Below are 12,148 nucleotides of genomic sequence, written 5' to 3'. Positions count from 1 at the left end.
GGTGAAGAGATCGTACTGTTGCAAGACCTGCTGAACGATCGCCCGCGCAAGACTCTGGACTGGGCAACGCCGCGTGAGAAGCTAGGAGCTCTACTCACCGGTGTTGCACTGACCCCCTGAAACCGCCGCGAATCCAGAGCATCTACTGACGAGCGCAAATGGGTCGCGGGCGGGTGTGGCGGGCGGGTGTGGCAGCAGGGCGGCGGCCCGGGGCGGGGTCGCTACTCCGCGGGCTTCAGCATGTACCCGGCACCGCGGACCGTGTGCAGCATCGGCTTGCGGCCCGAGTCGATCTTCTTGCGCAGGTACGAGATGTAGAGCTCGACGACCGTGGCCTTACCGTTGAAGTCGTAGCTCCACACGCGATCCAGGATCTGCGCCTTCGAGAGCACCCGACGGGGGTTGCGCATCAGATAGCGGAGCAGCTCGAACTCAGTGTTGGTGACGTCGATCTGGTCACCGCCCCGCTCCACCTCGTAGCTGTCCTCGTTCAGGGTGAGGTCGCCGACGCGCAGCACGGGATCGGGCTGCTGGGCGAGCGCGATCTGGGAGCGCCGGACGAGGCCGCGGAGCCGGGCGATCAGCTCCTCGAGGCTGAAGGGCTTCACCACGTAGTCGTCGCCGCCCGCCGTCAGGCCGTTCACCCGGTCGTCGACCGAGTCGAGCGCCGTGAGGAAGAGCACCGGGAGGTTGTACCCCTCGGAGCGCAGCCGCGAGAGCACCTGCAGCCCGCCGAAGTCGGGGAGCATGATGTCGAGAACGGCCACGTCGGGATCGAAGCCGCGCAGCTTCTCCAAGGCCTCCTGACCGGTGGTGGCGGTGTCGACGTCCCACCCCTCGTAGCGCAGGGCCATCGCGATGAGCTGGGAGATCGATTCCTCATCGTCGACGATGAGAGCCCGCACCTTCCCCCCGTCGGCTCTCAGTAGAGTTCCTACGTCCATGCCAAAAATCCTCCCCCTCCGGACTGGGTACGGGCTGAACCCGATAGCCGACAACTGACGCTCAGCTTCCCCGAATAATGCCTGCTCGCGCTGGTAAAACGCCAGGCCCAAGAAGTGAGCGTACACCTAAACGCACGAGCTCCGACAGGGCCACGCCCGCCTCTTCGCCGCCCTCGCTCACAGCGCGCGCACAGCCGCGCGGCATGCTGTCGAGGGGAGGGATCGGCCGCGCTTCCGACGATGCCGCGGGCCGCGCGGAACCGCAGCCGGAGCCGGGTGCGCGAAGGGATGGGCCGCGCTTGACGAAACGACGGACGAGCTGACCCGGAGCTGCCGGAAAGGGTGGAAGAATGGATCCGATGTCCGTCTCGCTCAGCTATCGCACCCGTATCGTCACCGACGGCACGGACCGCATGGCGTGGATGCGGGCCAGGGCCCGCGGCATCACGGCGACCGACGTGGCGAAGCTCTCGACGCCTCGATCGATCGAGGCCGCCGCCCATCAGAAGCTCTACGGCAGCAGCTTCTCGGGCAACGCCTACACGGAGCACGGCAAGACGCGAGAACCGGAGATCGCGGCCTGGGTGCTCCAGGAGCACGGCATCTCGCCCAGTCAGGCGCTCTTCCACGCGGAGACCGACCTGCGCCACCTGGCCACCCCCGACGGGCTCGTCGAACGCACGGGCGGCTCGCTCGAGCTCGCCGAGATCAAGACGACCAACAAGGAGTGGCGGTCCATCCCCCGGCACTATCTGCGCCAGATCTGGTGGCAGCAGTACGTGCTCGGCGCGGAGCGCACGCTCATGGTGTGGGAGCGGCACGAGAACTTCGTCCCGGTCGGCGACCCCGAGTGCCGCTGGATCGACCGCGACGAGAACGAGATCGAGCGCCTGGTGCGCCTCGCGATGAGCCTGATCGACACGCTCATCGAGCGCACGACCTGAGACGACGCGTCCGCACGGCCGGTGCCGCGCCGCCACGCCGCCGCGCCATCCGGCCGCCAGCGCCGCACGGTCTACCGACGCTCGGCGACAGCGCCGCACGGTCTACCGGCGCTCGGGCGGCAGCGCGGTCGTCGCGTCGGGGTCGAAGAAGCTGGGCTGGCCGGGAGGAGGCGCCACGCTCGGGTAGCCCGGTCGCGCGAGCTGCCCGGGCGGGTACGGGGCGCCCGACACGTACTGTCCACCCCGATACTGCAGTCCACCGCCCGTGGCCTGCCCACCGGCCGTGCCCTGCGCGCCACCGGTGAACTGCGCGCCACCGGTGAACTGCCCGTTCCCCATCCCGAAGCCTCCGGTAAGCCGCTGCGAGGCCAGCGACTGCGCGTAGTTGCGCTCGAGCAGCTCCTGCAGCGCGTCGACGACGACCTCGGGGCCTGGCACGTCGCGCAGGCGCGTGGAGTCGGTGCCGACGAGCAGCTCCACGTCGCCCGAGCCGAAGAGGCGCTGGATCAGGCTGCGTCTCGATCGCACCTCGCGCACGCGGCTGAGCGGCACCTCGGCGCGATGCCGCACGAAGAGACCCCGTCGGACGATCACCCGCCGCGACGTGACCGTGCTGGTCTGCGCGAGCCAGGCGAGCACCGGGAGGAGCACGAGCAGCAGAACCGCCACGGCGGCCCCGACGCCCGCGAGGACGTTCATCCAGGTCTCGGGGAGGGTGCCGGCCCAGTATCCGGTCGCGCCGGCCACCCCGATGAGGATCACCACGGGAAGCGTGAGGCGTCGGCCGTGCCGGCGGAGCCGCAGCAGCACGACCTCGGGCCGCGCGTGCTCCTCGAGCACGGGGCCGAGCGCGGCCTCGAGGTCGGCGGCCTGCTGAGCGGGCGGATGCTTGCGTGGGGTCATGGTTCTATTGTGCTCTCTCCGCGCGGAGCGGGCATGAAGCCCCGAACCGCTGCTCGGCACGCCCTAGGCGAAGGGTCGGGGCGGCCGCCCTCACGCGTCCGAACCGGCGCCCGACGCGGGATCCCCGGAGCCGGACGCGGCGTCGGAGTCACCCGCACCGGAGGCGTCGGACGAGGCGTCCGAGGCGCCCGAAGCCGGCGAGGATCCCGCGTTCCGAGCATCGGAGGCTCCCGCGCTTCCCGCCGCGCTCGGCGAGCCGTGACGGGAACCGTCGTTCGCCTCGCGCGACCCGAAGCCGTCGCGGAGATCCCGCATGGTCGCCGAGGCTTCGCGCGACGCCCGGTTCGAGGCGCGTCCCGCCGCCGCTCCCGCGGCACCGCCTGCGGCGACGCCGTTGAGCATGCCGACCAGATCGACGCCGACGGTGTCGCGCGCCATGTCCAGCAGCCCCTTGATGTTGCCCATGGCGTCGCCGGCGACCTTCGAGGTGCCGTCGGCGGAGACCACCGTCATGGTGTCGATGTTGCCGATCGCTTGCGCGTACTCGCCGGCGATGCTCGGCAGCAGCTGGATGAGCTCCTGCGCCAGCACGGCCTGCGACTGGGTCTCGAGGGCGCGAGCGCGGGCGTCGATCGCGTCGGCCTCGGCGGTGCCCTTCGCGCGGAGCGCGCGAGCCTCTGCCTCGCCCTCGGCGGCGAGCGCCTCGGACGCGGCGATACGGGCGGCGCGGCTCGCGAGGCCCTCGCGCTCCGTCGCCTGGGCGCGGCCCTCCGCCGCGGAGACGGCGGCGGCTGCGTCGGCCTTCGCCAGCTGCTCGACCCGGTAGGCCTCGGCCTCGGCGACGGCGCGCACGTCGGCGTTCAGCTGCTCCTTGCGCAGCGACACCTGCTTCTGCGCGGTGAGCTGCTGCTGCTCGACGATGGCCTGCTGCTGGATCGCGTCCTCGAGGGGCTGGGCCGCGGACGCCTGCGCGGACGCCTTGTCGGTCTCGGCCTGCACCGCGGCCTGGCGCAGCTTCAGCTCGCGGTTGCGGTCGAGCAGGTGCTGCTCGGCCGAGATCTTGGCCTCCTGCGAGGCCTGGTAGGCGTTGGTCTCGGCGATGTCGGCGGCCTGGCGCACCTTCGCCGCCTCGGGGCGGCCGATGTTCGCGATGTAGTCGGCGGCGTCGCGGATCTCCTGGATCTGCAGGGTGTCGACCACGAGGCCCTGCTTGGTGAGCGCCTCCTCGGCGGCCTCGAGCACGCTCTGGGCGACGACGGCGCGATCCCGGATGATCTGCAGCACGGTGAGCCCGCCGATGATCGAACGCAGCGAACCCGACAGCACCTCCTGAGTGGACTCGTCGATCTCATCGGAGTTCGAGAGGAACCGCTGGGCCGCCGCGCGGATCATCTCCTGCGTGCCGCCGACCTTGACGACGGCGACGGCCTGCGCCTGGATGGTGATGCCGTCGGTCGTCTGAGCCTCGGTGGTGATCGAGAGGCGGCGCGAGCGCAGCGAGATGGTGAACGACTTCTGCACGAACGGCACCACGAAGACGCCGCCGCCGGTCACCACCTTCTGCCCCGACAGATCGCGGGTCTCGTTGCCCGCGGCGTCGCGCACCACCTTGCCCTTGCCGCCGGTGACGATGATCGCCTCGTCGGGCTTCGCGATGCGATAGCGCTTGATGATGACGAGCGCGATCAGCACGAGCGCGATCACCGCGCCGAAGATGCCGACGATGGCTGGACTGACGAGGAGGGACATGGCGTCTCCGATTTCGTGGTCGGTGGCGGTCAGGAGGAGGTCTGGGGACGGTCGGGGGACGGCGGGGCGGGCCACGAGGGATCGCCGGGACCCTGCGGCTCGACGGTCGGCCGCGGCTCGGACGGGAGGATCGCCTCGACGCGCACCGAGGTCGCCGTGATGATCTGCACGACGCGGACCGCCGCGCCGCGCGGGATCGCCGTGTCGGCGGTCGCGGACAGCGAGACGCGCTCGCCGTGGCGGATCAGGGCGACCTCGCCGAGGCCGCCCGCGGGGATCGCGAGGACCACGGCCGCCTCGGAGCCGACCAGATCGCTTCCGCTGACCGAGGTCGACGACTCGGCTCCGCGGATCAACCGGGTCAGCCACCACGCGAGCGCACCGCCGAGGATGCCGGCGAGCGCGCCGAGCACTGAGGCGATCGGGGTCGACAGCCCGGCGCCCACCCCCGCGAAGGCGGTGAACCCGAAGATCGAGGTGAACGCGGCGATCGTCGTGAGGCTCAGCGGACCGTCGCCGAAGTCGAAGGCGTCGAAGATGCCGTCGAGCACGAGCGAGACGAGCAGGAGCAGGGCGCCGACCACCCCGATCACCAGGAAGATGCCGCCGGCGAACAGAGAGCCGTCGAGCAGGCGATCGATCCAGTCCATGACGCCGTCCACGCGGGCCCTCCCTTCCCTACCGCTCAGTGCCGTTCTGCGCCAAGCCTAACGGGTACCTATGACGGGCGCAGACGATGGATCCGAACTCGGGCCGGGCAGTCTCGGCACCGCCGCGAGCAGTTCGCGCGTGTACGGCTCGGCGGGGTTCTCGAACATCTCGCGCCCACCGCGCTCGACGACCCGTCCGGCGCGCATGACGACGACGCTCTCGCAGAGCTCGTGCACCACCCCGAGGTCGTGGGAGATGCAGACGATCGTGAGCCCCAGGTCCCGCTGGAGCCCCGCCAGCAGCTCGATGACCGCGGACTGCACCGACACGTCGAGCGCGCTCGTCGGCTCGTCCGCGACGAGCACGTCGGGATCCGCGGCGAGGGCCCGGGCGAGGGCGATGCGCTGCCGCTGGCCCCCCGAGAACTCGTGCGGGTAGGCGTCCATGGATCCCGGATCGAGCCGCACCGTCTCGAGCAGCTCCGAGACCCGTGCGCGCACGGCCGCGCGGGATCCGGGACGGCGGCCGAAGCGCAGCAGCTCGCCGATGGCCCCGGCGACCGTCATCCGGGGGTTGAGCGAGGAATAGGGATCCTGCGGCAGCAGCTGGATCGCGCGTCGTTCGTCACGGCTGCGTCGAGCCCCGAGGGGGCGGCCGCCGAGCAGGATCTCGCCCGAATCCGGCGCCAGCTGGCCGACGAGCGCGCGGGCGAGCGTCGTCTTGCCGGATCCCGACTCCCCCACGATGCCGAGCGCGCCGGCGTGCGGGACCGACGCGCTCACGTCGTCGACCGCGAGGATCCGGCCGTACCGGACGCTCAGATCGCGCACTGCCAGCTCGCTCATTCGCCGCTCCTCTCGGCCGCTCGGCCAGCGCCCTCGTCGTCGGCGGGCACGGTCGCGCCCCGCGCCCGCATGACGGGCAGCCTCGGCACCGCGTCCAGCAGCTCGCGCGTGTAGGGGTGCCCGGGGCTCCGCACGATCGCCTCGGCGGTGCCGGCCTCGACGATGCGCCCCCGCCGCATCACGGCGATGCGGTCGCACACCGAGGCGACGACGGCGAGGTCGTGGCTGACGAAGAGCAGCGTCAGGCCGCGCTCGCGGCGCAGCCTCTCGAGGAGCCGCAGCACCTCGCGCTGCACGGTCACGTCGAGCGCCGTCGTCGGTTCGTCGCAGAGCAGCACGGAGGGATCCGAGGCGAGGGCGAGGGCGATCACCACGCGCTGCCGCTGCCCGCCCGAGAGCTGGTGCGGGTACGAGCGCGCGATGCGCTCGGGATCGGGCAGGCGCACCTGGCGCAGGAGGTCGAGGGTGCGCATCCGAACCCCGGCCCGTCCCCGCCGTGGCGCGGGCGAGCGCCGCGGCGCGGGCGAGCGCCGCGGCGCGGACGAGGACGCGGATGCGCGACTCCCGGGCGCGCGGCCCGCAGAGGCGCGGTCAGCAGCGCGGATGGCCTCGCCCAGCTGGGCCCCGACGCGGCAGAGCGGGTCGAGCGCCGTGAGCGGATCCTGGAACACCATGCCCGCCCGGCCGCCGACCAGGGCGTCGCCCGCGACGACCCGCGTGCCCGACGGCACGAGGCCGAGCGCCGCACGCAGGGTGAGGCTCTTGCCCGATCCCGATTCGCCGACGACGCCGACGGCCTCGCCCGGCGCCGCGTCGAGGTCGACGCCGTCGACGAGCGCCCCGACGGCCTCGGACGCCCCTTCCGCTTCGATGCGCAGCCCGCGGATGCTCACCGCGCCGAGCGGCACCTCGCGTCGCGTGCGCGGCTCCGGTTCCGGAGCGCCGGGACCCGGGCGCGGAGCCGCACGCTCGGCGGCGGAGGCGCGGGCGCGGCCGGAGGGCCGGGCCGGGCCGGAGGGACCGCCGACGCGCCACGCGTCGCCGAGCCCGTCGGCGAGCAGCGACAGCGCGATCCCCGTCACCACCACCGCGGCGCCCGGCAGCGCGCTGAGCCACCAGTGGGTCGTGACGAACTGCTGCCCGTCGCTGATCATCGTGCCCCAGTCGGGTGTCGGCGGCTGCACGCCGAGGCCGAGATAGCCGAGCGTGACGATCGCGACCATGATCAGCACGATCTCGGTCATGAGCAGCACGACCGCCTGGGGCAGCACGTTCGGCAGGATGTGCCGCACCAGCACGCGCGCGTGCGACAGCCCCCCGCCGCGCGCCGCGTGCACCCAGCCGAGCGAGCGCAGCGCCCCGACCTGGGCGCGCAGCACGCGGGCGTATCCGACCCAGCCGACGAGCGCGAACGCCAGGACGATCCCGGCCTCGCCCGCCCCGACGGCGAAGACGATGGCGATCACGATGACGTAGAAGGGGAACGCGATGACGGTGTCGGTGGCGCGTGCGAGGATCCAATCCAACCGCCCGCCGAAGTAGCCGGAGACGAGACCGATGAGCATGCCGATGAGGAAGGGCGCGATCGCGGCGACGATCGCGATGCGCAGGTCGGTCTGGGCCGCGAACAGCATGCGGGAGAGCACGTCGCGGCCGAGCTGGTCGGTTCCGAACCAGTGCTCGGCGGAGGGCGGGTGCAGGCCTCCGCCGAGGTTCTGCTCGGTCGGCGGGTACGGGGCGATCGCCGGTGCGAAGCAGGCGAGCAGCAGGATCGCGGCGAAGAGCACGGTGCCCGCGACCAGCGTGGGGTTGCGGTATCTGGCCGCGCGACTGCGGCGGGCCCGCCCGGGGGGTTCGCCGGGTGTCAGCAGGGCGCCGAGCTCCACCGCGCTCATCTCGCGCCCCCGGCGAGCCGCAGCCTCGGGTCGAGGGCCGCCGAGAGCACTCCGACGAGCAGCGTCACGAGCACCACGAGCACGGCGCAGTAGAGGGCGACGCCCTGCACCACGGGGAAGTCGCGGTTGCCGATGGACTGGAAGAGCAGCGTGCCGAGCCCGTTGATCCCGAACACCTTCTCGACCACGAGGGTACCCCCGATGAGGTAGGAGACGTTCACGCTCAGCAGGTTGAGCGCCGGCAACGCGGCCCCGCGCAGCACGTGCCCCAGCACGATGCGGCGCTCGGAGATGCGCGCGGCGCGCAGCGTGGTGACGAAGTCCGACTGCAGCACGTCGAGCAGTTGGGCACGCAGCGAGCGCACGAGCGGCGGGACGAGCCCGAGCGCGACCGCGAGGGAGGGGAGGACGAGGCTGCGCAGCGGCTCGAACGGGCCCGAGCCCACGCCTCCCACGGGGAACCATCCGAGTTCCACGGCGAACACGATGATGAGGAGGAGGCCGATCCAGAACAGCGGCATGCCGACGCCCACGGTGGGCAGGATCCGCACCAGGTGATCCGCCCAGCTGTCCTTGCGAAGGGCGGCGACGAGGGCGAGCGGCACCGCGATGAGCACCGCGAGCAGCACGGCCAGCAGCACGATGCCGAGGCTGACGGGGGCGCGCTCGAACACGAGTTCGCGCGTCGAGACGCCCGTGAGCAGCGAATCCCCCGTGTCGAAGCGCGTGACCACCTGGGTCAGGAACCCGGTGAACTGCTGCCACAGCGGGAGGTCGAGCCCCAGTTCCGCGCGCAGCCGGGCGATGGACTCGCTCGTCGCGCGATCCCCGAGGATCATCGCGGCGGGATCCCCCGGCACCATGCGCAGCAGGAAGAACACCGCGACCACGACCCCGAACATGACGGGCAGCACGGTCGCGATGATGCGACCGACTGCCCGTGCGATGCTCCTCACCCTCGGAAGACTACTCTGCGCTCGCACCGATACCGGGACCGCGCCCGTCGCCGAGACCGCCGAGGAGGAGCGCGCGCCGCCGACTACTCCCCCGCCTCGATCCACGCGTCCTGGAACAGCACGCTGCCGTTGGGCAGCACCGTGAAGTCGTGCACCTGCGCCGTCGTGCCCTTGAGGTTGTTCGGGAAGAAGAGCGGGATGTAGGGCACCTGATCGGCGAGGATCTGCTGGATCTCGCCGTAGATCGCCTCGCGCTCCTCGCCCTCGGGCGTCGTGCGCCCCTCGTGCATGAGCTCGGTGACCCGCTCGTCGGTGTAGTGGGTCCAGTACGACTTGCTGAAGCCCTCGGGGTCGGCCTGGAAGGTGATGAACCCGTTCGGATCGGGTGCATCCGACTGCCCGCTGTTGAGCATGAAGTCGTAGTCGTAGGCCTTGAAGCGCTCCCGGAACGCGGCGAGGTCGATCGACTCGATCTCGACCTCGATGCCGATCTCGCCGAGCGCCTCCTGCACGATCTGGGCGATCTGCGCCCGCTGCGAGTTGCCGCTCGGGATCAGCAGCGTCGTCGAGAAACCGTCGGGGAACGCGGACTGCGCGAGCTCGTCCTTCGCGGCCTCGACGTCGAAGCCGAGCGCCTCGACCGTGTCGTTCGCCGAGTACTCGATGGTCGGCGGCAGCAGCGAGTTCGCGACCTCTGCGGTGTCGAAGGTGGTCGCCGCGGCGATGCCGTCTCGGTCGAGGGCCCGGGCGACGGCCCGGCGCACGTGCTGATCGGCGAAGTGCTCGTTCTCGGTGTTGAAGAAGATCTGCTCGGTGCTCCAGCCGCTCGTGGACGAGAGCGTCGTCGCGGCGTTGCCGTCGATCTCGGCGGCGTTGGCCGCCGGCACCTGCTCGATGGCGTCGACCTGCCCCGCCGCGAGCTGCTGCTGCATCTGGTTGTCGTCGGCGATGAACCTGTAGACGAGCGCGTCGAGGTAGGGCTTGCCCTCCTGCCAGTAGTGCTCGTTCTTCACGAAGCTCAGGTCTCCGCTCGGATCCCACTCGTCGACGACGAAGGGGCCTGTTCCGATCGGGTTCTGGAAGAACTCCTCCTCGGTCGCGCCGCCGAAATCGGCGGGCAGGATCCCGTTCGAGAACCCCGAGAGCTCGGAGAGGAACGGCGTGTACGGCTCGCTCAGCGTGATGGTGACGGTGCCCTCGCCCGCCTCGATGGACGAGATGGGGGCCTCGAGCGGCAGCGGGCCGCCGACCTCCAGGTGGCGCTCGAGCGAGAACGCCACGTCGTCGGCCGTGAGCGCGTCGCCGTTCGAGAACCGGACGCCCTCCCGCAGCGCGAACTCGTAGACGAGGCCGTCCTCGGACACCTCGTACTCCTCGGCGAGCCAGGGCCGGATCTCGCCCGCCTCGTCGAACGAGACGAGGGGTTCGAAGATCTTGTCGATCGCGAAGGCGTTGTTCGCGGTGATCTGCTGGTGCAGGTCGAGGCTGTCGGCGGAGGCGGGACGGCCGAACGTCAGGGTGCCGCCGCTGACCGGCTCGCCGCCCTCCGTCGCCGGGCCGGATCCGGTGGCGCAGCCCGCGAGCAGCAGCGCCGCGGCGAGCGCGGACGCCGCCGCGGGGATCGTGCGGCGCGTCTTGCGCGAGCGGGCTCCGCTCGGGCGGTTCGGGCCGTTCGAGGCTCGATGCGCGGTGGTCGGGGCGGTGATGGTCACGGGTGGTCCTCTCGTGCGGGGTGGTGATCAAGCGGGTTCGGGTCGGGATCAGGGTGCCGGTCGGGTCCGGGATCCAGGCCGGGGCGCGATCCCGGGGGCGAGCCCGGTGCGGATCCGGCTACGTCGATGACGCGCCCGCCGAGCACCACGGCCACCACCGCGTCGGGGGCGCTCAGCGCACCCGGTTCGCGCGGATCGCGACGCAGGACGACGGCGTCGGCGACCTCGCCGTGCGCGATGGCGCCGCTCGGCAGCTCGGCTCGCCGCCCCGCCGGCGCCGCTCGGCGCAGCAGCTCGGCGCCCGCACGCGTCGCTGCCACGAGCGCCTCGGACGGGCTCAGGCCGGCGCGCACGAGCTCATCGAACTCCGACCGGTTCGTGCCGTGCTGATCGCGAGTGCCGTAGTCGGTGCCGAGCGCGATCGCGAGGCCCGCGTCCCGCGCTCGGAGCACGGCACGGGGGTGCGCGGCGACCGCCTCGTCCACGCGGGTCCGGAACGCGGTGGGAAGCTCCCCCCTGGCGATCATGCCCTGCACGAGCCGGTAGATCCGCAGCGTCGGCACGAGCGTCATGCCGCGCTCCGCTGCACGGGAGGCCTGCTCCTCCGTCAGGTAGATGCCGTGCTCGATGCTGGCGGCACCCGCTTCGATCGCGTCGTCGATGGCCCCGCCTCCCCAGGCGTGCACCATCACGGCGGCGCCCGTCTCGGCGGCGCGCTCGACGACGGCGCGCTGCTCGGCACGCGTGAAGACGGGATCGAGCGGCGTGCCCGCGGGCGCCGCGACGCCGGCGGTCGCCATCAGCTTGACCCAGCGCGCCCCCTCGGCGAGGGCCCGGTCCGCCGCGGCGACGGCGCCGCCCGAGCGGTCCGCCTCCGCGCGATCGATGAGCACGACCGAGGTCTGGAGGCGGGGAGCCGTGGGCTGCCGCGCGGCGGCACCGGTCGGGCCTTCGAACGCTTCGCGTTCTCTCAGCCCGCCCCACCCCGCGCTTCGCTCCGTGGGCTGCCGCGCGGCGGCACCGGTCGGGCCTTCGAACGCTTCGCGTTCTCTCAGCCCGCCCGCATCGCGCACGCTGGTGATCCCGGCATGCAGCGTCCTGCGCAGCGTCTCGGCGATCAGGGCGGCCCGCTGCTCGGGGGTCTCGCGGTTGCGGTCGACCGCGTCGAACGCGTGCCAGCCCGCGTGCAGGTGCGCGTCGACCATGCCGGGGATCACCCAGCGCCGGATCGAGCCCGCCTCCGGCTCGGCAGGGCGCGCAGGGGGGCCCGGCGGCTCGAGCACGAAGCGCCCGCCGCTCCAGCGCAGGGGCGTGTCGGCGAAGCCGCCGTCGGGCAGCATCACGCTCGCCTGCGCGATCGCGCCGGAGTCTGCGGCGCGGCCGGTTCCGTGGTCCATGGAAGAACAGTATCTCGACCCCCCGCGATGGACCATTAGCGCGGTTCCGGAGTGGACCACGGCCTGCGCCGGTCTCTCGGCCTGCGCGACCGCCCGCCGAGACCACCGCTCGCCGAGACCACCGCCGCGTTCGAGGCCGGACGGCGGCACCC

10 protein-coding genes are annotated in these 12,148 nt (G+C 72.3%); 1 reads left to right on the top strand and 9 read right to left on the bottom strand.

Annotation, left to right across the window (positions count from 1 at the left end):
* Window positions 1-221: 221 nt before the first annotated feature.
* Complete coding sequence (locus JD276_RS10760; RefSeq protein WP_200115643.1) at window positions 222-944, bottom strand: response regulator transcription factor; 723 nt, start codon at window positions 942-944, stop codon at window positions 222-224.
* 350 nt (window positions 945-1,294) lie between these two features.
* Here JD276_RS10760 and JD276_RS10755 point away from each other — a divergent pair, with 350 nt between their 5' ends.
* Window positions 1,295-1,888: a YqaJ viral recombinase family protein gene (locus JD276_RS10755; protein ID WP_233615596.1), complete on the top strand. Its 594-nt coding sequence runs from the start codon at window positions 1,295-1,297 to the stop codon at window positions 1,886-1,888.
* A gap of 102 nt (window positions 1,889-1,990) precedes the next feature.
* On the opposite strand, the gene JD276_RS10750 is transcribed toward JD276_RS10755, so the two are convergent.
* The 8 genes from JD276_RS10750 to JD276_RS10715 all read right to left on the bottom strand — a co-directional run bounded on the left by JD276_RS10750 (window position 1,991) and on the right by JD276_RS10715 (window position 11,996).
* Window positions 1,991-2,791 carry a PH domain-containing protein gene (locus tag JD276_RS10750; protein WP_200115642.1) on the bottom strand — a complete coding sequence of 267 codons (801 nt, stop codon included), beginning with the start codon at window positions 2,789-2,791 and terminating at the stop codon, window positions 1,991-1,993.
* Window positions 2,792-2,881: 90 nt separating this feature from the next.
* On the bottom strand, window positions 2,882-4,540 hold the full coding sequence (locus tag JD276_RS10745) for an SPFH domain-containing protein (RefSeq protein ID WP_200115641.1): 1,659 nt from the start codon (window positions 4,538-4,540) through the stop codon (window positions 2,882-2,884).
* A gap of 29 nt (window positions 4,541-4,569) precedes the next feature.
* A complete protein-coding gene (locus tag JD276_RS10740) occupies window positions 4,570-5,202 on the bottom strand; it encodes an NfeD C-terminal domain-containing protein (RefSeq protein WP_200115640.1) in 633 nt (210 codons plus the stop codon).
* 45 nt (window positions 5,203-5,247) lie between these two features.
* The gene (locus JD276_RS10735) at window positions 5,248-6,036 is read right to left on the bottom strand and encodes an ABC transporter ATP-binding protein (protein ID WP_200115639.1); all 789 of its coding nucleotides are present in this window, start codon (window positions 6,034-6,036) and stop codon (window positions 5,248-5,250) included.
* Window positions 6,033-7,931: a dipeptide/oligopeptide/nickel ABC transporter permease/ATP-binding protein gene (locus JD276_RS10730; protein WP_200115638.1), complete on the bottom strand. Its 1,899-nt coding sequence runs from the start codon at window positions 7,929-7,931 to the stop codon at window positions 6,033-6,035. The genes JD276_RS10735 and JD276_RS10730 overlap by 4 nt, the downstream gene beginning before the upstream one ends.
* Entirely contained in the window at window positions 7,928-8,887 is a 960-nt protein-coding gene (locus tag JD276_RS10725; protein ID WP_307866541.1) for an ABC transporter permease, read from the bottom strand. Before JD276_RS10725 ends, JD276_RS10730 begins: the two co-directional genes overlap by 4 nt.
* Before the next feature lie 83 nt (window positions 8,888-8,970).
* On the bottom strand, window positions 8,971-10,599 hold the full coding sequence (locus tag JD276_RS10720) for an ABC transporter substrate-binding protein (protein ID WP_307866540.1): 1,629 nt from the start codon (window positions 10,597-10,599) through the stop codon (window positions 8,971-8,973).
* Complete coding sequence (locus JD276_RS10715) at window positions 10,596-11,996, bottom strand: amidohydrolase family protein (RefSeq protein ID WP_233615595.1); 1,401 nt, start codon at window positions 11,994-11,996, stop codon at window positions 10,596-10,598. Before JD276_RS10715 ends, JD276_RS10720 begins: the two co-directional genes overlap by 4 nt.
* Between the last annotated feature and the right edge of the window lie 152 nt (window positions 11,997-12,148).

The sequence above is a fragment of the Leucobacter chromiisoli genome (assembly GCF_016522505.1).
In the GTDB taxonomy this organism is placed as follows: Bacteria; Actinomycetota; Actinomycetes; order Actinomycetales; family Microbacteriaceae; genus Leucobacter; species Leucobacter chromiisoli.
Note: the sequence above shows the minus strand (reverse complement) of the source record. Positions and strands in the feature narration are given on the sequence as shown.